Source organism: Microlunatus sp. GCM10028923 (genome assembly GCF_042666975.1).
GTDB lineage: Bacteria > Actinomycetota > Actinomycetes > Propionibacteriales > Propionibacteriaceae > Microlunatus.
The window spans coordinates 149,283-170,303 of sequence record NZ_JBHTFF010000006.1; the positions used below are offsets into that span (position 1 = coordinate 149,283).

17 protein-coding genes are annotated in these 21,021 nt (G+C 70.5%); 7 read left to right on the forward strand and 10 right to left on the reverse strand.

What is annotated here, in order from left to right; all coding sequences use genetic code 11:
• Nucleotides 1–6: 6 nt before the first annotated feature.
• Nucleotides 7–1,827 carry a glycosyltransferase family 61 protein gene (locus ACFQU4_RS16290; protein ID WP_377493675.1) on the reverse strand — a complete coding sequence of 607 codons (1,821 nt, stop codon included), beginning with the start codon at nt 1,825–1,827 and terminating at the stop codon, nt 7–9.
• A gap of 57 nt (nt 1,828–1,884) precedes the next feature.
• Between ACFQU4_RS16290 and rfbB the strand changes: the two genes are divergently transcribed.
• Genes rfbB through ACFQU4_RS16310 form a run of 4 tightly spaced genes read left to right on the forward strand, consistent with a single transcriptional unit; the run spans nt 1,885 to nt 5,025 of the window.
• Complete coding sequence (gene rfbB / locus ACFQU4_RS16295; protein WP_377493677.1) at nt 1,885–2,883, forward strand: dTDP-glucose 4,6-dehydratase; 999 nt, start codon at nt 1,885–1,887, stop codon at nt 2,881–2,883.
• A gap of 7 nt (nt 2,884–2,890) precedes the next feature.
• Entirely contained in the window at nt 2,891–4,294 is a 1,404-nt protein-coding gene (locus tag ACFQU4_RS16300) for a sugar nucleotide-binding protein (protein ID WP_377493679.1), read from the forward strand.
• A 48-nt stretch (nt 4,295–4,342) separates the two neighbouring features.
• A complete protein-coding gene (locus tag ACFQU4_RS16305) occupies nt 4,343–4,585 on the forward strand; it encodes a hypothetical protein (RefSeq protein WP_377493681.1) in 243 nt (80 codons plus the stop codon).
• The gene (locus ACFQU4_RS16310; RefSeq protein ID WP_377493683.1) at nt 4,582–5,025 is read left to right on the forward strand and encodes a type II toxin-antitoxin system VapC family toxin; all 444 of its coding nucleotides are present in this window, start codon (nt 4,582–4,584) and stop codon (nt 5,023–5,025) included. The genes ACFQU4_RS16305 and ACFQU4_RS16310 overlap by 4 nt, the downstream gene beginning before the upstream one ends.
• Nucleotides 5,026–5,031: 6 nt before the next feature.
• On the opposite strand, the gene ACFQU4_RS16315 is transcribed toward ACFQU4_RS16310, so the two are convergent.
• The 8 genes from ACFQU4_RS16315 to ACFQU4_RS16350 form a co-directional block, all read right to left on the reverse strand.
• Nucleotides 5,032–6,045, reverse strand: coding sequence for a hypothetical protein (locus tag ACFQU4_RS16315; protein WP_377493685.1), 1,014 nt, complete (start codon nt 6,043–6,045; stop codon nt 5,032–5,034).
• Between the two features lie 59 nt (nt 6,046–6,104).
• Complete coding sequence (locus ACFQU4_RS16320) at nt 6,105–7,688, reverse strand: Stealth CR1 domain-containing protein (RefSeq protein ID WP_377493687.1); 1,584 nt, start codon at nt 7,686–7,688, stop codon at nt 6,105–6,107.
• Nucleotides 7,685–9,358: a stealth conserved region 3 domain-containing protein gene (locus ACFQU4_RS16325; RefSeq protein ID WP_377493689.1), complete on the reverse strand. Its 1,674-nt coding sequence runs from the start codon at nt 9,356–9,358 to the stop codon at nt 7,685–7,687. The genes ACFQU4_RS16320 and ACFQU4_RS16325 overlap by 4 nt, the downstream gene beginning before the upstream one ends.
• A gap of 88 nt (nt 9,359–9,446) precedes the next feature.
• Nucleotides 9,447–11,696, reverse strand: a complete 2,250-nt coding sequence (locus ACFQU4_RS16330) for a hypothetical protein (protein ID WP_377493691.1) — start codon at nt 11,694–11,696, stop codon at nt 9,447–9,449.
• 36 nt (nt 11,697–11,732) lie between these two features.
• Nucleotides 11,733–12,596 carry a carbohydrate ABC transporter permease gene (locus ACFQU4_RS16335; RefSeq protein ID WP_377493693.1) on the reverse strand — a complete coding sequence of 288 codons (864 nt, stop codon included), beginning with the start codon at nt 12,594–12,596 and terminating at the stop codon, nt 11,733–11,735.
• Nucleotides 12,593–13,462, reverse strand: a complete 870-nt coding sequence (locus tag ACFQU4_RS16340; RefSeq protein WP_377493695.1) for a carbohydrate ABC transporter permease — start codon at nt 13,460–13,462, stop codon at nt 12,593–12,595. Before ACFQU4_RS16340 ends, ACFQU4_RS16335 begins: the two co-directional genes overlap by 4 nt.
• A gap of 20 nt (nt 13,463–13,482) precedes the next feature.
• The gene (locus tag ACFQU4_RS16345; protein WP_377493697.1) at nt 13,483–14,757 is read right to left on the reverse strand and encodes an ABC transporter substrate-binding protein; all 1,275 of its coding nucleotides are present in this window, start codon (nt 14,755–14,757) and stop codon (nt 13,483–13,485) included.
• 100 nt (nt 14,758–14,857) lie between these two features.
• Nucleotides 14,858–15,883 (reverse strand): LacI family DNA-binding transcriptional regulator, encoded by a 1,026-nt coding sequence (locus tag ACFQU4_RS16350; RefSeq protein ID WP_377493699.1) that lies wholly within the window; start codon nt 15,881–15,883, stop codon nt 14,858–14,860.
• Nucleotides 15,884–15,969: 86 nt separating this feature from the next.
• Between ACFQU4_RS16350 and ACFQU4_RS16355 the strand changes: the two genes are divergently transcribed.
• The gene (locus ACFQU4_RS16355) at nt 15,970–17,592 is read left to right on the forward strand and encodes an FAD-dependent oxidoreductase (protein WP_377493701.1); all 1,623 of its coding nucleotides are present in this window, start codon (nt 15,970–15,972) and stop codon (nt 17,590–17,592) included.
• On the opposite strand, the gene ACFQU4_RS16360 is transcribed toward ACFQU4_RS16355, so the two are convergent.
• The gene (locus ACFQU4_RS16360) at nt 17,516–18,844 is read right to left on the reverse strand and encodes an MFS transporter (RefSeq protein ID WP_377493703.1); all 1,329 of its coding nucleotides are present in this window, start codon (nt 18,842–18,844) and stop codon (nt 17,516–17,518) included. The two genes, ACFQU4_RS16355 and ACFQU4_RS16360, sit on opposite strands and share 77 nt — an antisense overlap.
• A gap of 47 nt (nt 18,845–18,891) precedes the next feature.
• On the opposite strand from ACFQU4_RS16360, the gene ACFQU4_RS16365 reads away from it, so the two are divergent.
• A complete protein-coding gene (locus ACFQU4_RS16365; protein ID WP_377493705.1) occupies nt 18,892–19,992 on the forward strand; it encodes a ferrochelatase in 1,101 nt (366 codons plus the stop codon).
• Entirely contained in the window at nt 19,989–20,921 is a 933-nt protein-coding gene (locus ACFQU4_RS16370; protein ID WP_377493707.1) for a Gfo/Idh/MocA family protein, read from the forward strand. Before ACFQU4_RS16365 ends, ACFQU4_RS16370 begins: the two co-directional genes overlap by 4 nt.
• Nucleotides 20,922–21,021: the final 100 nt, after the last annotated feature.

Genomic DNA, 21,021 nt, shown 5'->3' on the forward strand with positions numbered 1-21,021 from the left:
CCGATATTACAAGCCTTCGAGCAGCCTGCGCAGGTTATCGCCGTCCCTGGCCGTGTCGAACACGAAGTCGGAGTGGAACGCGTCCGCGTTGAACTCGCCGTCCGGTGCCTGGATCAGGGCGGGGCACCAGAAGTGGTGATAGCTGTCGCCCTTCACGGCGGAGATCAGGTACTCGTTGGAGGCGGTGTAGCGGTCCGATCCGATGACGATCCGGACGCCCGGCCGGTCGCTGTAGATCATGCTGAACATCGCCGAGCCGCCGTAGCCCGCGACCACCTGCGCGGTGGCGAAGATCGCCACCTGGTCGGGGATCGGCAGCAGTTCCGGCCGGACCACCTGGAACCCGTTGTCCAGGAAGATCTGCTCGACCTCGTCGCCGTTGCGGCACTGCCGGGTGCCGTCCGGCGGCCGCGGTACGAAGATCCGGGGCACCCGGTCGACCGAGGCGTCCGGACGGATCATGGCGCGCAGCTGGTCCCAGATCCGGCTCAGGTCCGGATCGACGTAGCGCCGGTTGTGGAACTGCGGCGTGGCGCCGATCAAGGTCTCCACCCGGACCGGCTCGGCGAACGTGCAGATGTCCTCCGGCCCGATCCCGAGGGCGGCCAACAGCGTTGTCTGGAAGGGTTTCAGGCCGTCCGCGCCGCGCGGCACGGAGATCAGCAGCCGGCAGTCCGGGAACCGCTCCTTGGCCAGCCGCCAGCCCCAGAGCCGGGACAGGTCCTCGGTGACGAAGTGCCCGAAGTGGCCGGGGAACTCCGAATCCAGATGGAAATAGGTGCCGGCCAGCTCGCGGGCCGGTACGAAGTCCTCGGCCAGCGCCGCCACCGTGTTGTTGATGTACGTGGTCCCGCGGGCGTGCCGCTTGTTGGCCAGCGGATGGTGGAACGACCAGGGCAGGATCGCGCCGTCCAGTACGGCCAGCTGGCGCGGGCCGCAGACCACGCCGTGGTGCAGCCGGAGCACCCGGTCCGGCACCGGCCAGCGCTCCGGCAGTCGGAACGCGTACTGCGGATCGTTCACCGCGAGCCGGTTCCGGGCCGCGTACGTGAAGCCGGGCCGCCGGGTCAGCTCGCCGCCCCAGCGGTCGCCGAGCCGCGCGCTGAGGGCCGGTTCGACCTCCGCGTCGTACAGCTTGATCAGGTGCCGGCCGCGCTTGGTGATCATGATCGACCGGTCGGTGACGTCGGTGATCTCGAGATACTCGGCCAGCAGCGGCTCGGCCGCGATCAGCGCCGACAGGTCCCGCGAGGTGGCCCGGGAACCCTTGCCCGAACCGGCCGGTTGGTCCTGGTCCTCCTCGAGGCCGGTGATCAGGTAGTTGCCGTCGTCGGCGAGGTAGTACGGGAACCGGCGCAGCGCGTACTTCTTCACCCGGGTCCGGACCGTCGCGTCGATGATCGCCGGCAACGGGGTGAGATCGCGCAGCAGCGCGGCCACCTCGGTCGCCTCGGTCACCGCCTCGACCTGCACCCGGTCCGGCAACCCGGCCTGGGCGGAGACCAGCCGCAGTACCGGGCGGGGACCCTTGCCGGTGATCAGCACCAGCAGGATCTCGGCGGCCGGGAACCGGTCCAGCGTGTCGGCCAGCTCGATCGGGGCGTCGGTCATGATCACGATCCGGGCCGGCTGTTCGGCCAGCAGCGGCCGCAGCTGCCGGGCCGGGATCCGGACCGGGCGGTGCCGACGGACGAACGACACCACCGATTCGGACACGGAGGCGGGTGCGGCGGCGATCGCGCGGCGCGATTCGCCGGCGGCGCGCAGCAGCCGGCGACGCACCCGGCCGGGAAGTGCGCCGAAGGTGATGCGGCTCCGGCTGACCATAGGGCCCATCGTAGTGATGGACGGCCCCGACGTCGGCTCAGTATTAGGGTGTCAGCCATGTCGAAACTGCTGGTTACCGGTGGCGCAGGGTTCATCGGGTCGAACTTCGTCCGATATCTGATCGAGCACACCGATCACACCGTGTCGGTGCTGGACAAGCTCACCTATGCGGGTGACCTGACCACTCTGGACGGGCTGCCGGCAGAGCGGATGCGGTTCGTCGAGGGCGATGTCTGTGACGCGCACCTGGTGGACGAGCTGGTCCGCGACCACGATGTCGTGGTCCACTTCGCCGCCGAGTCGCACAACGACAATTCGCTGTCCGATCCGTCGCCGTTCATCCAGACCAACCTGGTCGGCACCTACACGTTGATCGAGGCCGCGCGCCGGCACGAGGCCCGCTACCACCACATCTCCACCGACGAGGTGTACGGAGACCTGAAGCTGGACGACCCGGAGCGGTTCACCGAGCAGACCCCGTACAACCCGTCCAGCCCGTACTCGGCCAGCAAGGCCGGTTCCGACCTCCTGGTCCGGGCCTGGGTGCGCTCGTTCGGGCTGCAGGCGACGCTGAGTAACTGCTCCAACAACTACGGCCCGTACCAGCACGTGGAGAAGTTCATCCCGCGGCAGATCACTAACGTGATCGACGGCGAGCGCCCGAAGCTGTACGGGAACGGCCTGAACGTCCGGGACTGGATCCACGTCGATGATCACTCCAGCGCGGTGCTCCGGATCATCGAGCGCGGCCGGATCGGCGAGACGTACCTGATCGGCGCCGACGGCGAGAAGAACAACCGCGAGGTCGTCGAAACGATCTTGGAACTGATGGGGCGCTCCCGGGACGACTACGACCACGTGAACGACCGGGCCGGACACGACCTGCGGTACGGGATCGACTGGACCCGGCTGCGCCGGGAACTGGACTGGCAGCCGCAGTACCGCGACTTCGCCGCCGGCCTGGCCCAGACCATCGACTGGTACCGCACGCACGAGTCCTGGTGGCGGCCGAAGAAGGCCGCGACCGAGGCCAAGTACGCCGCCGTCGGTCAGTGAGGTCACGATGGCAGAGCTGAAGATCGAGAAGACCGCCATCCCCGGGTTGTTGATCATCGACCTGGACGTCCGGGGCGACAACCGCGGCTGGTTCAAGGAGAACTGGCAGCGGCAGAAGATGATCGACCTCGGGCTGCCCGACTTCGGTCCGGTGCAGAACAACGTGTCCTTCAACGCGACCCGCGGCGTCACCCGTGGTTTCCACGCCGAGCCCTGGGACAAGTTGATCTCCGTCGCCGCCGGCCGGATCTTCGGCGCCTGGGTCGACCTGCGGGAGGGCCCGGCGTTCGGCACCGTGGTCACGGTCGAGCACGGGCCGGAGCGGGCCGTGTTCGTGCCGAGCGGGGTCGGCAACGCGTTCCAGGTGCTGGAGGGCGGCACCGCGTACTCGTACCTGGTCAATGATCACTGGAGCCCGGCCGCGAAGGACTCGTACACGTTCGTCAACCTGGCCGACCCGACCCTCGCGGTCGCCTGGCCGATCCCGCTGGCCGAGGGGGAGCTGTCCGAGGCCGACCGGAACCATCCGGCGCTGGCCGACGTGCGCCCGGTGCCGGCCCAGCGGACCTTGATCATCGGCGCCGGCGGTCAGCTCGGCCGGGCCCTGCAGACGCTGCTGCCGGACGCGATCGCGCTGACCCGGGCCGAGTGCGACCTGGCCGACCCGGAGGCGCTGGAGAAGATCGACTGGCGTTCGGTGGGCGCGGTGATCAACGCGGCGGCGTACACGGCCGTGGACACGGCGGAGACCGAGGAGGGCCGCCGGCAGGCCTGGCAGGTCAACGTGCACGCGGTCGGCCGGCTGGTCGAGAAGGCCCGCGAGCATCGCCTGCCGCTGGTGCACGTCTCGTCCGACTACGTCTTCGACGGCACCCGCGAACTGCACGACGAGGACGAGTCCTTCGCCCCGCTCGGCGTCTACGGCCAGACCAAGGCGGCCGGCGACGCGCTGGTCCAGTCCTGGCCGCGGCACTATCTGCTGCGGACCAGCTGGGTGGTCGGCGACGGCAAGAACTTCGTCCGCACCATGGCCTCGCTGGCCGACCGCGGCATCGCCCCGTCCGTGATCGATGATCAACACGGCCGGCTCACCTTCGCCGCGGATCTGGCCAAGGCCGCCGTCGACCTGCTCACCGGCGCGAAGCCGTACGGCACCTACAACGTGTCCTGCGACGGCCCGGTGCGCAGCTGGGCCGACCTCGCCGCGGCGGTCTACGTCGCGCGCGGCCGCTCGGCCGACGACGTGACCCGGGTGACCACCGAGGAGTACGGCCGCGACAAGGACCTCGCCCCGCGCCCCCGGCACAGCGCCCTCGACCTGACCAAGGCCAAGGCCGCCGGCCTCACCCTCCCCGACGGCGATCAGGCCTTGGCCGCCTACCTGGCGACCTTGGCGGGGATGCAGCCCTGACCGGTCTGCTATCATTTTGCTAGCATCTGCCGGGAGGGGGTGATCGGCATGGCAACCATCGTGGTTCGCGATCTTGATGATGAGGTCAAGTCCGGTCTGGTCGAACTTGCGGCTGCGCATGGCCGGTCCATGGAGGCCGAGGCGCGAGCGATCATCCGCGACGCGGTACGCAGGCGAAGTCGCAACCTGGGCACCGCGTTCCTGGAGCGTTTCGGCGAGGCGGGCGGCGTCGCAGAGCTTCCGGCGAAGCGCCGTGACGGAACGCCACGGGCGGCTTCGTTCGACGAATGATCATTCTTGACACGAACGTCGTGTCCGAATTGATGAAGCCGATACCGGACCTTGGCGTCGCCGAGTGGGTTCGTCGGGAGCAGCGGCAGTTCTACGTCACGACGATCACGGTTGCCGAGGTCTTCTACGGACTGGAGCGACTGCCTGCGGGGCGCCGACGCCGCCATCTCGAAGAGACTGCGGAAGACCTCTTCGAGGATTTCGCCGAGTTCATTCTGCCCTTCGACTTTGCCGCCGGACGGGGTTACGGGCGATTGGTAGCCACCCGCGAGGCCCGCGGTCGACCGATCAGCACCGAGGACGCGCAGATCGCGGCGATCTGTCTCACCGCCGGAATGGCTTGTGCGACCAGGAATACAGGCGATTTCGAGGGCATAGGCGTGGAATTGATCAACCCCTGGGAGGAAGGATCTTCTTCGGGGAAGAACACCCTCCGGTGACGAGCCTCAACGGGGCAGGGCGAACAGGTGCGTCATCACCGATTCGTGGGAACCGGAGCCGTCCGCATCGGGCAGGTTGACGGAGGTTCCCTGAATCGCGCCGACGGCTCCGCCGGTGTACTCGCCGCGGACGTAGGCGTACAACCTTCGGCATCCTGGCACCAGATTGAGCTTGGTGTAGAGCGGAACGGCCTTGTGGTGCGTCTGCCTGAGCACGGTGACCGAGAGCTGTGCCGCAGGCGCGGTCGCGCAGACGGTGGACCCGTCCATCTGCTCGACCACCAGCGTGAACTTTGCACTCGACGTGTCCCAGGAGTTGGGGCAGCCGCCGGTGAGTGCGCACGACATGAACTCCACATCGGCGATGACATCGACCGCGGTCTGAGAAGTGGCGAGCGTGGTGTCGAGAAGCGGGATGTACGTCTTCGTGGTCAGGTTGGTGTTGCCGTTCGGGAGCGAGGTCTGCATGGCGGCACCGCCGGCGCTCTCGCCGACCGCTTCGTCGGCAAACTTGAACTCGCCCCTGACTGTGAGCGCCGAGGTGGTGCCACTGACCAGAGAATGACCGCGGTAGTAGAGCTTGCACGTCGTGGTGCCGGTGGTCGTCGCGGACACGAGGAATCGGGTGAGGATCGTGATGTTGTGTCGGTCCTCGTTGGCGCTGTTGGCCGGGTCGATATTCTCTCCCATGACGAAGCTGCCGGCGGCAGCACCGGTGCAGATCACTTCGTTGTCCACCAGTGTGACCTGCGTTGCATCGTAGGCGTTCATGGAGGCGTAGATGTAGGCGCTCTGACCGGCCTGCATGGTGCCGGAAGTGATCGTGTCGATCAGGTGGATCGTCACGCCTCCGGGGGCGGCGATCCCGGTGAGCCTGGTCGGCCCGTAGAGGATGGCGCTGGCCGCCTGGGCCGGGACCGGCCCGGACACGGCCAGCGCGGCGATCATGATCATCAGGGCTAGAGCACCGCGCAGTCGCTTCATGATGCCTCCAGGGCGGCGAGAGATGAGCATGATCATAAACTCGAGAACCTGCCGTCCGGAATAGGTGATCGCCGGGACTGAGACCCCGGACGCAGTCAGTCCTTTTCGAAGCGGCCGGGGACCGGGAGGTAGCGGCGCAGGAAGTTCTTGATCACCAGGTCCGTCCGGGCCGGGTCGGCGCCGGCGGTGTGGCCGTCGTTGAGGCAGATTGCGTCCGCGGTACGGGAGCGGAGGAGCCGCTCCAGGGCTGCGGCGCCGTCGGCGGTGGACGGGTCGACGTATTCGTACCCGATCGGGCCGGGGACCGCCGCGCCGGTGGCGTAGGCGTAGCCGAGGTAGAAGGAGCCGGCGGCGGCGACGTCGGCCGTGGTCCGGAACGGTGATCGCCGGGTGGCCGCGAAGACGTCCGGGAACTCCGCCTCCAGTGCGGTGATCACCGACTTGCGGGTGGCCACGGCGGCGTGGGCGTACTTGCCGAAGGTGATCACGCCGAACCGGTCGGCGAGCAGCCGGCGGGCGTTCTTGGCGGCGGTCGTGGAGGCGATCTCGCCGGCGGCCGGGGGATCGAGGTCGACGGTCAGCCGGGAGGCGAAGAACTTCCCGATCCCGTTCGGATGGAAGAACAGCTCGGGCGGCACCGGCCGGCCGATGATCATGTCGTCGTTGAGATAGAGGTAGTGCTCGGCCAGCCCGGGGATCCGGTGCAGACAGGCCTCGATCGCGTGCGAGTTGAAGGTGGGCAGGCCGTCCCGGTCCGGCCACAGTTGATCATGCGCGACCACGGTGACCCAGTCGTCGTCCGGCCGCAGCCAGTGCGGGCGCTGCCCGTTGGTGACGATCCAGATGTGGTTGATCCACGGCGCGAACTGCTCGACCGAGCGCAGGCTGTGCCGCAGCTCGTCGTGGTCGGTGAACCGGGCCGGGTCGTCGGCGCGTTCGGTCGATCGGGCGGGGTCCACGGCACCGGCGGCGGCCCGCTTCCGGTGCCAGTCGGGGTCGGCGCCGTCCACCCAGGTGTAGACGAGGTCGATCGGGAAGCTGACCGCGTGGACCGGTCGGCCGGCCAGCGCCGGCGGCACCGAACCGGCCGGGCCGAGGTCGGACGGCCGCAGCCGGTCGACGATCTCGTTGCCGACCTGGGTGGTCAGCGCGCCGTCCGGTCCCTCGCGCCAGAAGTGCACCTCGACCCGGTGGTCCTCGCCGGTGCCGAAGTCCGGGGCCTCGGAGTCCACGCAGCACTCCCAGAGGGCGAAGCCGCGGGCGGCCGGCGGCAACGGCCCGCAGGCCGGCCGGCTGACCCGCCCGGTCCGGTCGCCGTTGCGGCGCAGCGGTTCGGCGTACCAGGCCGGGCCAAGGGCGGTGATCAACTTCAGCAGCTCGGTCCGGTCCCGCTCCCGTACCCCGAAGGTCGTGCGGCGGCCGGGCCGGACCGGCAGCTGCCAGTGCTCGATGCCGTGATCATGAAGGAGCCGCCGCAGCCGGTCGGTGACCGCGGCCGTGTGCTCGGGCAGCCGGAGCTCGGGCTGGGAACGGGCCAGCACCCAGAGGCCGTCGATCTTGGCCCTCCGGTACGCCAGACCGCCGGGCCGGCCCAGCACGGCGCGGCCGGAGGCGAACCGCCGGCGCAACCGGACCAGCTCGCCCAGCGCGTCCCGGAGCAACCCACGCCGGCCGGTCACCCGGCCCGCTCCTGGTCCCGATCGTGATCTTGATCGTTCTCCCAGGGCGCGGGCACCGGGTAGTAGCGGCGCAGGAAGTCCTTGATCAACTGTTCGTCGCCGTCCTCCCGGATCGCGTTCAGGCAGAACGCGTCGTAGCAGCGGTAGCGGGCGATGTCGGCCAGGTCGCGGGCGCAGGCCCGGCTCTCCACATCGACGTAGCGCTGGGTGATCCGGCCCGCCACGGCCCGGCCGGTGGCCAGCCCGTACCCGTGGTGCAGGCTGCAGGCGGCCAGGTCCGACAGCGACCGGAAGGTCGCCTGCCGGGTCTGCGCGAACGCGGCCGGGAACATCGACTCCAGCTCGACCAGGACCGACCGGCTCAGCGACTGCGGCACGTGCAGGTATTTGTGGTCGACCATCGCGCCGGTCGCCGCGGCGATCAGCATCCGGTTGTTCTTGCCGGACGCGTCCGGCGCCAGGTCACGCGGCTCCGGCGGGCCGGGCGGGATGGACTGGTTGCTCGGGAACACGATCGGCCGGCCGGTCCGGCCGTGGAAGAACGTCTCGGGCGCCACCGGCCGGCCCAGGAAGAAGTCGTCGTTGAAGTAGAGGAACCGTTCGGACAGGCCCTCGATCCGGTGCAGGCACGCCTCGATCGCCTGCGAGTTGAACGTCGGCAGTCCCGGCTCGCCCCGCCACAGTTCGGCGTGCGACACGATCCGGATCCGATCATGATCACCGGCGTACCAGTGCGGCACCTGGCCGTTGGTGACGACCCAGATCCGGCGGGCCCAGGGGGCGAACTCGGCGATCGACCGGAGGCTGTAGCGCAGCTCGTCGTACTGCCGGAACCGGGCCGCCACGGTTGCGGCCTGGGTCTGCCGGCCACCCGGCCGAGCGCCCGCGAACTGCTGCTGCCAGGCGGGATCCGAGGCGTCGACCCAGGTGTAGACCACGTCGATCGGCTCGGTGATCAACTCCGGCTCGGCGGCCGGGTCGGGCTCGTCGACCGTGATCCGGATCGCGGCCGGGCCGCCCAGGTGCCGGCCGGTGCCGGTGTCGACCGCGTGCTCGGTGACCTGCCAGGTGGTGCCGGACAGCTCGGCCGGCCGAGCGTCACCGGGGGACCAGGGCCGGCCGAGCGCCCGGTCCCGCAGCAGGGTGGTCCGGATCGCCGGGCCGAGCACGAACCCGGCCAGCGTCCGGTCCGACGCTCCGGTCCGGTCGAGCGTCTGGTCGTAGCGCTGGACGACCAGACCGGGGTGCCGGTCGGTCAGCGACCGGACGGCCGTCAGGATCCGGTCCCGGTCGGCCTCGTCCACGGTGATCGTGATCGGCTGGTCCCAGCGGGCGTTCCGGGTGGTCGGCCGGGCACCGGCCCGGCGCAGCGCGCCGACCAGGTCCTCGGCCAGCCGCAGCCGGTGCGGATCGAACAGCAGACCGTCCACCTTCGCCGCCGGCACCGGATGGCCGCGGTCGATCACCATCGCGGGTGCGTTGGCCGCGGCGGAGTCCCGGAGCGCCGACCGGTGCCGGGTCCGCTGGACCAGCGCGATGGCGAGCGCGAGCTTGTGCTGCAGGTTGAGTCGGGTCCGCCGCAGAGCCCGGACCGTGCCGCGGACGGCCGTGGTACGGGCGTGCACCACGACCGACGTCCAGGTCCGGGCATCGCCGCCGGGTCGCGACATGCGCGCCACTCTAGCGAGGGACCTGCACACCGCAGGCACAACGGACACAGACGTGTCGAACGGCACGTTCCACGGACCCGGGAACGGGTCAGCGCAGCCGCACCTGGCTGGTCGAGGTCAGCCGCCCGACCCGGTGCGCGACAGTGACCAGCTTCGGCGGCTCGGTGCCGGCGGGCAGGTCGATCAGCCGGTAGACGCCGCGGCCGGCGCCGACCCCGCGCTGCCATTCCTCCTCGATCCCGTCGGCGGCGATCAGGATGTCGGCGGCCCGGTCGGCCTGGTTCAGGACGTGTACGGCGAGCCGGCGGCCGGTCAGCTCCGCCGCCACGGTGTACGGCCGCGCCGGATCGACCGGCTGCTCGGACAGAGTTGCCTCCAACCGCAGCGAACCCGGGTGGATGATCTTGAGCACGTGCTGGGTCCGGGTGCCGCCGAGCAGCTGTTGCGTGGTCGGCGCCAGGGTGACCGGCCGGTCGGCGTCCCAGGTCAGCCACAGCGTGACCTCGCCGCGAACGACGCGCAGCCCGCCCGCGGTCCGGCCGACCGAACTGCCGAAGACGTACGGGGTGCCGTCGGCGAAGGCGACCCGGTCATCCGGCCGGAGCACCAGTGGGACCGCCTGCTCGGCCTCGCCGCCGGCGGTCAGCTGCTGCACGATGCCGTCGGGCCAGAACGTGGTGGCGCTGCGGAAGGCCGGGTCGCCGGAGCTGCTGGTCGCGGCGGCGGCCGCGGTGAAGACGCCGGCGTGCCCGGTCAGCTGCTCGGCCGGGATCGCGGGCGCGGCCGGATCCGTACCGTCGTGGTAGGTGGCGGGCAGGCTGCCGTACGCGGAGTGCGAGGCGGGCTGGTCCGGCGCGGCGGTCAGCCGGGAGGTCCAGGACGCCTGGGCCCAGTCGTTCACCGACCAGAGCAGGGTGCCGGCGGCCGGGTGCCAGAGCAGACCGTTGCCGAACCGCTGCCGCGAGTAGCCGCTGACCCGGTTGCCGTGCAGCGCGCCGAGGTAGTAGCCGGGCCGCCGGACGAAGAGATAGTGCTGGCCCAACGACGGTTCGCCGAATCGGAGCTCGGTGAACGCGTCCTCGGCGACGGTACGCCAGCGCGCGATCGCCGCCGCGCGCTGATCGGCGGTCGGTCCCTCGGGCGAACGCGGCACGTGCATCCAGGTCCGCGGCGAGGTGTTGCCCTTGGCCGGCACCGGTACCGGCTCGGCCGACGCCGCCCAGGCGGACCGCTCGGCGTCCTTCTCGGCAGCGGTCGGGTGGAACGCGGCGAGCGCGGGCACCCGGTCCAGGAAGACCCGGCCCAGGGATGACCGGTCGGCGGTGTCGGCGATCGTCGGCCGCTGGTCGGCGGCCCCGTTGCGGACGCACAGGCCGGAGTAGTGCAGCCCGCCGGTGCCGTCCGGTTCCCAGACGACCGCGTACTGGTAGAAGTCGGCCAGCGCCTCGGCGAACCGCAGCGGCACCGGCGAGTCGGTCTTCAGGGCGACGTCGGCGAAGTCCGGCAGGGCGACGGTGAAGGTGTAGCCGAAGTCGTAGCCGAGCGGTTCCAGGGTGTGCCCGGCGGGCGCGTGGCTGTGCTGCCAGAGGAACTCGAGCCGGTCGTTCAGCGGCGCGGCGATGGCCGGGTCGTCCAGCACGATCGCCGCGTCGGAGACGCCGGCCAGCCCGGCGATCACCTGATTGGTGTACGGCGTCGGCGTCCGCCAGTGCGGCCGGGTCAGGTCGACCAGCCAGCTCGCCGCCTTCCGCAGTGCGGTCTCGATCTCGGCCTGCCGCTCGGGCAGCACGCCGGCGCTGCGGAGGTCCCGCAGGGTGGCGCTGAGGGCGACGGTGCCGAACGAGGTCGGGGCCAGCCCGTGCTCGGTCCAGGAGTACTCGGGCCAGGCACCGTCGTCGTGCTGCAGTCCGAGGTAGAAGCCGAGCGCCGCGTCGAGCCGGGCCAGCAGCTTCGCGTCACCGCGGTACGGATTCCACGGCCGCTCGGTCGCGTGGAACCAGGCCAGGGTGGCGACGTGCTCCATGATCCGGGCGTTGAACGGCTCGACGGGCGTCCGCCACCAGCCGTCCTCCATCCAGCCGTACCGCTCCGGGTCGTCGTCGACGATGCTGTTGGCCAGCGGCGCGACCAGCACCAGGTAGGTGCCCATGATCTGCTCGTCGGGCGCGAACGTGCTCCGGTCCGGGGCGCCGGCCGGCAGCGGGTCGACCAGCGGCAGCACGGTGCCGGCGGAGGTGGCGAAGGCGGGGGCCGGGCCCAGCGCGAGGCCGGTGGCGGCGAGGACGCCGGCACCGAGGACAACCCGGCGGGTGAGCGGAGGTAGTGGGAGGTTGGTCATCATCGACTCCTTACAGGGGTACGGGGAAACGTGCGGTCAGCCCTTGAGCGCGGTCCGGGAGAGCCCTTCGACGAACTGCCGTTGGGCGAACAGAAAGACGATCAGCACCGGCAGTACGGCGAGCGTGGTGGCGCCGAGCTGGGTGTTGTAGAGCGGCTCGCCGTACCCGTCCTGGTAGCGGGTCAGCCCGAGCCCGACCGGGAACAGCTCCGGCGTCCGGAGGAAGATCAACGGGACGAAGTACATGTTGAACGAGTTGAGGAAGGTCATGATCGACACCGCGGCGATCGCCGGACCGGCCAGAGGCAGGGCGATCAGCCGATAGAGGGCGATCCGGCCCAGTCCGTCCAGCCGGCCGGCCTCCTCCAGTTCCACCGGAAGGCTGAGGAAGAACTGGCGGAAGATGAACGTGGCCAGCACGCTGCCGGGGCCGAAGACGGGCAGGATGATCAACGGAAGGTGATGGTCCATCAGACCGAGTTGGTTGACCCAGCGGAAGATCGGGATGATCGTCACCTCGCCGGGCAGGAAGATCGTCGCGATCAAGATCAGGAACAGCGGATTGGCCAGCGGGAAGCGGATCCGGGCGAAGGCGTAGCCGGCGGCAGAGCCGATGATCACGGTGCTGACGGTGATCACGATCGACAGGTAGAGCGAGTTGAGGTACTGCCGGGCGAACGGATTGGCGGTGAAGATCCTGCCGACGCCGTCCAGGGTCCAGACCTCCGGCAGTAGTCGCGGGGGAGAGGCGAAGATCTCCGGCGCCGGCTTGAACGCCGAGAAGATCATCCACAGGGTCGGATAGACGAACGGCACCGCGAGCAGCGCCATCAGCCCGTACAGGACGGCGTGGGTCAGGATCCGCCGGGTCCGCCGGCGGCGGCGACGCTCAGACTTCATCGACGACCCAACCGCTTCCGGCTGGTCCATTGCAGCACGGTCAGTCCGAGCGTGATCAGGAACAGCACGATGCCGATCGCGCTGGCGTAGCCGAACTGCTGCCGGCCGAACGCCACCTGGTAGACGTAGTAGGAGATCACCGTGGTCGACGTACCGGGTCCGCCGTCGGTGAGGATCTGGATCGGCGCGAACACGTCCAAGGCGCCGGTCATGGTGATGATCCCGACCATCAGCAGGGTCGGCGTGAGCAGCGGCAGCGTGACGTGACGGAACACCCGCCAGCGGCCGGCACCATCCAGGCGGGCGGCCTCCTTGAGCTCGGACGGCACGTTCTGCAGGGCGGCCAGGAACAAGATCATGTTCATCCCGACCCCCTTGAAGACCTGCACGACGACAACCGAGACCAGGGCCAGCACCGGGTGTCGGAGCCAGTTCGGTCCCTCGATCCCGATCATGGCCAGCACGCCGTTGATGCCGCCGTTGCCGGCCAGCAGGAACTGCCAGACGATCGTCCAGGCCACGATCGAGACAACCACCGGCGAGAAGTAGAGGGTGCGGAAGACGACGATCCCGGTCAACTTCGTGTTCAGCAGGTTGGCCAGAGTCAGGGCGATCGTCACGTTGAGCACCAGCAACATCACCGCGAACGCCGCGGTGACGCCGAGTGAGCTCATGACCACCCGGTCCTGGGCCAGCCGGACGAAGTTGGCCGGGCCGACGAAGTCGAAGGTCCCGATCAGCGGGCTCCACTCGTGCAGGCTGTACCAGAGCACCAGCCCGAACGGGACGAATCCCAAGATCACCGCGCCGAGTACCGGCGGCGCGACGAAGATCAATCCGATCACCCGATCGGCCTTGTCCCTCACGGAGGTCTCCGCCCTTCAGCTCAGTTGGTCTGCAGCAGCGGCTGGAGGTCGGCGCAGACCTGATCCAGTGCGGCGCCGAGGTCGCCGTCGGGCGCGAAGGCGACGTCCAGGTCCTTCTTGACCAGGTCGGTGAACTGGCTGAACCGCGGGTGGCCGGGCTTGGTCGTGGCCTTCGGCACCACGTCCAGGATGGTTCGCTGGATCTGCTCCTCGGAGAGCTTCGGCGCCGCCTTCTTGAACGTGTCGACGGTCAGCAGCGAGGTCCGGGGCGGTGGGAAGAAGGTGGCCAGCTCCGCGCCCTGGGTCTGGTCGGTGAAGTAGGCGAGGAAGTCCGCCGCCCGTTCGGGGTTCGGCCCGCGGGCGATCACCCCCACGCCGGCCTGGCCGACCATGTTCACGGTCGCCTTCGGCCCCGCCGGCAGCGGGACGAAATCCCAGCTGAAGCCGTCCAGGCTGCCGGACAGGCTGAGCTGGCCGACCGAGAAGGCGGCCTCCCCGCCCGCGAAGGGCAGGCTGTCGCCGGGTTTGATCATGGCCCCGGTCTGGTAGGTGCCGCGGTGCAGCCAGCCGAAGAACTCCTTCATCTCGGGCGAGGTGAAGGTGCAGGTGGCCCCGTCGGCGCTCCAGCCGGCGGCGCCCCAGCCGGCCCACCACGGGGCCAGCTGGTCCCAGGTCTCCCAGGGCACGGTCAACCCGCCCTTGCCGGTCTGCTTCGCCGTGGCGGCGGCGATCTCGGCGACCTTGTCCCAGGTCCAGTCGCCGGACTTGATCAACGTCTCGGGCGTCGGCTGGCCGGCTGCCTTGATCAGATCGAGGTTGACGTACATCCCGAACGGGCTGTGGGAGAAGGGATAGGCGTAGATCGCGTCGCCGTTGCGCCACAGGTCGAGTGAGGCCGGCAGTACGTCGGGCAGGTCGTAGCCGGGCGTCTCGGCCAGGGTGGGGGCGAGGTCGTGCAGGACACCGCCGCCGACGAACTCGCCGGCGTTGGTCTCCTGCACCCAGGCCAGGTCCGGCGAATTGCCGCCGGCGATCTGGGTGGTCAGGGCGCTGATGTAGCTGGTGCCGGTGAGGGTCTCGAACGTGACGCCGGAGACCTGGTCGCCGTGCTCGGCCACGTAGCCGGCGGCGATCGACTCGAACAGGTCGAGGTGTCCCTCGTTGGCGCTCCAGATGGCCATCCGCAACGGGACCGGGCCGGACGCCTCCGGCTGCTGGTCGGTGCAAGCGGCGGCCAGCGTCACGGTCGCGAGGGCGCCCGCCACGAGCAGGTTCCGCATCATTGCGTGCTTCATCGCATCTCCAGGTTCGAAGAAGCGGGGAGGAAGTGGGGGCGACATCGCCCGCCCGCGGAACCGAGCCTAAGTCAAAATTCTCGGGAATGTCTAGAGAATTCTAGTTGCGCTTTCGGTCCTTGGACGGTGCGGCCGTCGAGTCGCGGACCACCAGTGAGGTGGCCAGCTCGAGGTGGTGCGACTCCGGTTCGACGCCGGCGATCAGGTCGGCCAGCATGCCGACCGCGACGGCGCCGAGCTGGTCCAGCGGCTGCCGGATCGTGGTCAGCGGGGGACTGCTCATCGAGGCCAGGATCAGGTCGTCGAAGCCGATCACGCTGAGGTCGTCCGGCACCCGGAGGCCGAGCCGGCGGGCGGCCTCGATCACGCCGAGGGCCTGGAAGTCGCTCGCGGCGCAGAGCGCGGTCGGCCGGTCCGGTCGGGCGAGCAGCCGGAGCGCGGCCTCCAGGCCGGCCTCGAAGGTGAAGTCGCCGGGCTCGGTCATGATCGAATCCGACGTGATCCCGGCGGCCGTCAGGGCGGCCAGGTTGCCCGACGCGCGTGACTGCGACACCATCGAGCGGTCGTCACCACGCAGGATGCCGAACCGCCGATGTCCCAATCCCAGCAGGTGATCCGCAGCCGCGTACCCGCCGGCCCAGTCGGTGGCGCCGACGCTGTGGTGGCCGACGTGCGGCGGCCCGAGCGGGTTCACCACGACCAGCGCGATGCCGGCGTCGGTGAGCTGCTCCCGCTCCTCGGGATCGAGCACCGAACTGATCGCCACCAGTCCCCGGATGTCGTGCGCCCGGAGTTCTTCGATCCAGTCCGGCTGCTGCCGGTACAGCAGCACCTCCAGCGGCATCCCGGCGCCTGCCGCCCGCTCCATCGCGCCGCGCAGCGGCTCGGCGGTGTTGGGCAGCCGCATCGATCGGACCAGCAGGCCGATCCGCGGGCCGCCGGTGCGCCGCTGCCGGGGTGCGACGTAGCGTTGCTCGGACAGGATCTCGGCAACCTTGGTTCGGGTCTGGTCGGCGACGTCGGGACTGTTGTTCGCAACCTTGGAGACGGTGGAGATGGAGACTCCGGCGAGTTCGGCGACCTCGGCGAGCGATGGTCCTCGACGGCGTCGACCCGGGTTCGGCATCGTGATCTCCTTGCTTGACTGACTGTCTTTCCCGATAGTATCTCCGAAAGTTCTTGATATGTGTTTCGAAGATTTCAAGGGGAACCATGGGCGAGGCCGGCGCTGACCTGTTGATCATCGGAGGCGGGCTCGGGGGAGTGTCCGCGGCCCTGGCGGCGCTGCGGCGCGGCCTGCGGGTGATCCTGACCGAACCGACCCGGTGGCTCGGCGGCCAGCTGACCAGTCAGCTGGTGCCGCTGGACGAGCACCTGTTCATCGAACGTACGGGAGCGAACCGCAGCTACCGCGAGCTCAGGGACGGGCTGCGGGACTACTACCGGCGGCACTACCCGCTGACCGAGCGGGCCCGGGCCGATCCGTACCTCAACCCGGGCGCGGCCTGGGTGTCCCCGGTCAGCGTCGAGCCGCGGGTGGCGGTCGCCGTGATCGAGTCGCTGCTGCAGCCGTACCGGACGGCGGGCCGGCTGACCGTGCTGCACGGGTACGAGCCGGTCGCGGTGAGCAGCACCGGGGACCGGATCGATGGCGTCACCGTCCAGGAGGTGGCCGGGGATCGCCGGCTGGACCTGAGCGCCCCGTACGTGCTGGACGCGACCGAGCTCGGCGACCTGCTCGCCCTCGGCGGCGTGGAGCACGTGTCCGGCCGCGAGTCGCGGGCCCAGACGGGCGAACCGGGCGCCGCCGAGACCGCGGATCCGACCGACATGCAGGGCGCCACCTGGTGCTTCGTTCTTGATCATCGGGACGGCGAGGACCACACGATCGACCGGCCCGCCGACTACGACCGGATCAGGGCGCTGCCGGATCACTCCGGTGGTGGCCAGCCGATCCTGACCTTCGCCAGGATGCTCGACGACGGGGGCCGGCCGCGCCCGACGAACCGGCTGATTCCCAACCCGGACGACGATCCGGCCGCAGTTGATCTTGATCACCGGAACATGCCGCCGGCGCCGGAACTGTGGACGTACCGGCGGATCGCCGCCCGGAACCAGTTCCGGCCGGGCTTCCTGGACAGCGACCTGGTGATCGTGAACTGGCCGGCCAACGACTACACCGGTGGCCCGCTGTTCGGGGTGCCGGACGCCGCCGACAACTGGCGCGACTGCAAGGAACTCAGCCGGTCGCTGCTCTACTGGCTGCAGACCGAGGCGCCGCGGACCGACGGCGGGACCGGCTTCCCGGGGCTGCGGCTGCGGCCGGACGTCGCCGGCACCGAGGACGGGTTCGCCCAGTATCCGTACATCCGGGAGTCTCGGCGGCTGCTGGCCCGGACCACCATCGTCGAGCAGGACGTCTCGGTGGCGTTGCGCGGGGACCGCGGCGCGGCGAACTATCCGGACTCGGTCGGGGTCGGCCACTACTTCTGGATCGACCGGCACCCGACCACCGGCGGCCACCACTATCCCGGCGGATTGCCGCAGCCGTTCGAGATCCCGCTCGGCGCCCTGGTGCCGCGCCGGGTGCGCAACCTGCTGGCCGCGGCGAAGAACCTCGGCACCACCCAGATCACCAACGGCTGCTACCGGCTGCACCCGGTCGAATGGAGTGTCGGCGAGGCGGCCGGCGAGACGATCGCGTACTGCCTGGACGAACGGCTGGAGCCGCACCAGGTCGTCGACGACCCGGCCCGGGTCACCGCTCTGCAGGGTCGGCTGAGTCAGGCCGGGGTTCAGTTGCGTTGGGATCCGGAGCTGCGCTGGTCTCGTTGATCTCGGCGTCTTTGATCATGGTGGCCTCGGTCGGGGCGCTGAAGTCCCGGACGAAGAGGGCCGACAGCACCAGCAGCACGCCGATCCCCACGGCGCCCCAGAAACCGGCCGGCGCCCCGAAGTGGTCGATCAGCTGACCCAGCCCGGCGGCGCCCGCCGCGATGCCGGCGGCGATCCCGGTCGAGGTCCAGCCCAACGCCTCGGTGAGCCGGCTGGCCGGCACCGCCTCCTGGGTGACCGCGACCGTCGCGATCAAGGTCGGCGCGATGGCCAGGCCGCTCAGTACCAGCAGCAATGCGACGGCGAGCGGCTGCTGGACGAAGATCAACGGCACCATCGACGCGGCGAGCAGGACGGCACCGATCCGGAACCGGCGGGCCGGGCTGATCCGCCAGACGATGGTCCCGGTGATCACGCCCGAGATCAGCGAGCCGGACGACCAGGCCATCATGATCAACCCGGCGAACGACAGCACCCCGGCCGCCTCCGCGAACGCGACGATCAGCACCTCCATGCCGCCGAACAGCATGCCGAGCGCCGCGCAGCCGAGCACCACCGGCACCAGCCGGGCGGCGGACAGCCGGGGCCGCGGACCGGCCTGCTCGGACGGGTCGGCGACTGGTGGCTCGGTGCCGCGCTGCACGGCCAGGGCGATCGCGCCGACCAGGCCGAGCACGACACACGCGATCAGGCCGAGCGCCGGATGGACGGACGTGGCCAGGAACGTCGCCAGCACCGGCCCGACGATGAAGACCACCTCGTCGACCACGGCCTCGAAGGCGAACGCCGTACTGAGCAGCGGCGACTTCTGCAGCCGGTACGACCAGCGGGCGCGGACCGCCGAGCCGGCCGACGGATAGCCGAGGCCGACCCCGACCGCGGCCAGGCAGGTGACCGGCAGCGGCAGCCGGAGCATGACGGTGATCAACAACAGGGCCAGGCTGAGGTTGCAGATCAGCGCGGCGATCACCAGCGCCCGGGCCTGCCCGATCCGGTCGATCCGGCGGCCCCACCACGGGGCCGCGACGGCACCGACCAGGGTGGCGCAGGCGGTCACGATGCCGGCCTGCCCGTACGAGCCGGTCATCAGCGAGATCAACAGCACGATGCTCAGCCCGGTCATCGACACCGGCAGCCGGGCCACGAAACCGGCCACCGTGAACGCGAGCGCAGCCCGGTCCGACAGCAGCGTCCGGTAGCCGCCGAACCCCGTCCGCACCGGTGCGTCCGGTCCCGTCGTCGCCGACGTCACACGTCCCTCCCTCGCCCGGCCGCCGGCCGGTTTGCAAAGATCAGCAGGTGAGTGGTTCTGCCGCAGTCCCCGACCTGAGTCCGTACGACGCCGTCCTGCTGGTGTCGTTCGGCGGGCCGGAAGCCGCCGCCGACGTCGTACCGTTCCTGCGGAACGTGACCCGTGGCCGGGGCATTCCGGATGAACGGCTGGCCGAGGTCGGCGAGCATTACTCCCTGTTCGGCGGTCGCAGCCCGATCAATGATCAGTGCCGGGCCTTGCTCGCCGCGCTGTCGGCCGAGTTCGACCGGCGCGGGATCAGCCTGCCTCTCGCCTGGGGCAACCGCAACTGGGATCCGTACCTCAAGGATGCGGTCGCCGAACTCGAAGCGGCCGGGCATCGGCGGGTGCTGGCCGTGATCACCAGCGCCTACCCGTCCTACTCGTCCTGCCGGCAGTACCGGGAGAACCTCTACGACGCCGCGGCCGACACCAAGATCACGGTGGACCGGCTGCGCCACTACGCCAACCATCCGGGCTTCGTCGAGGCGTCGGTGGACGCGGTGATCGAGGCGCTGGGCCGGCTCGACGACGCGGCGGAACCGCGGTTGATCTTCGTCACCCACTCGATCCCGACCGCGATGGCCGAGCCCAGCGGCGACGGCGGGTACGAGGAGTGGCACCGGACCGTGCTGGCCGAGGTGACCCGGCGGGTCGAGCAGCGGACCGGCCGGTCGTTCACCGGCGAGCTGACCTACTGCTCCCGGTCCGGGCCGCCCAGCCAGCCCTGGCTGGAACCCGACATCAACGACCGATTGGCCGAGCTGGCCGGCGAGGGCGTGACCTCCGTGGTGGCGGTGCCGATCGGGTTCATCTCCGATCACATGGAGGTGATCTACGACCTGGACACCGAGGCCGCCGCGACCGCCGAGAAGCTGGGCCTGGGCTTCGTCCGGGCCGGGACCGCCGGGGTGCACGCCGCGTTCGTGTCCGGGCTGGTCGACCTGATGGTGGAACGCGCCGCCGCGGCTCGGGGCGAGGACCCGGACCGGCCGGTGGCCGCCGGACATCCCGGCTGGTACGAGTGCCCGGTGGACTGCTGCCGCAACCTGCGGGAGCCGGACCGGCCGGCCCTCTGTCAGCGTTCCACCCAGGAGGCGGCGCAGTGACCGCCTCGTTGCGCGCCGCGGTGATCGGCTACGGCGCGATGGGCCGCAACCACGCCCGGGTGCTCGCCGGGCTGGGCGGTGTCGACCTGGTCGCGATCGTGCGGCCGTCCGGCGATCCCGGTTCGGCGCCCGCGCCGGTGGTCGGTTCGGTCGCCGAGGCGCTGTCGTACGGGCTCGACCTGGCGGTGATCGCCGCGCCGACCAGCACCCACCTCACCCTCGGCCGCGAACTGGCCGACGCGGGTGTCCCGGCCCTGATCGAGAAGCCGCTGGCCGGTACGGCGACCGAGGCGCGCGAGCTGGCCGAGACGTTCGACTCCCGCGGCCTGCTCGGCTGCGTCGGTCACATCGAGCGCTACAACCCGGCCACCCGGGCGCTGCGGCAGCGCCTCGCGGACGGCGAGGTCGGCGACCTGTTTTCGGTGGCCAGCCGGCGGATCGGGCCGTTCCCGAACCGGATCTCCGACGTCGGCGTGGTGCTGGACCTGGCCACCCACGATCTGCACCTGACCGCGTGGCTGACCGGCCGGCCGTTCGCCGAGCTGAGCGCGCGGTCGTCCCGGCCCGGCGGCCGGGAGCACGAGGACCTGGTCACGATCGCCGGCCGGCTGGCCGACGGCACCGTGACCAGCCACCTGGTCAGCTGGCTGTCGCCGCTGAAGGAACGCTGCACCGTGATCACCGGGACCAACGGCGCGTACGTGGCCGACACGCTGACCGGCCGGCTGACCCGGCACGGCGAGGGCGGGGAGCGCACCGAGCTGGAGACCGACCGGCTCGAGCCGCTCGCGGTCGAGCTGGAGGCGTTCCGCGCCGCGGTCGCGGGCGAGGGCACCGACGTGGTCACGCTGGCCGAGGGAGCCCGAGTGGTGGCCGCCGCCGAGGCCGTTCTGGAGGCGGCCCGGACGGGCCGTTCGGTCACCGTCTGAAACCCCTGACGCGCGCATTCCGACGATCCCGGCGCGGGGGTCGGATCGGCACTATCATGGCGCGCGGATCGCGGGCGATGTCCACGCGACCACAAGGTGA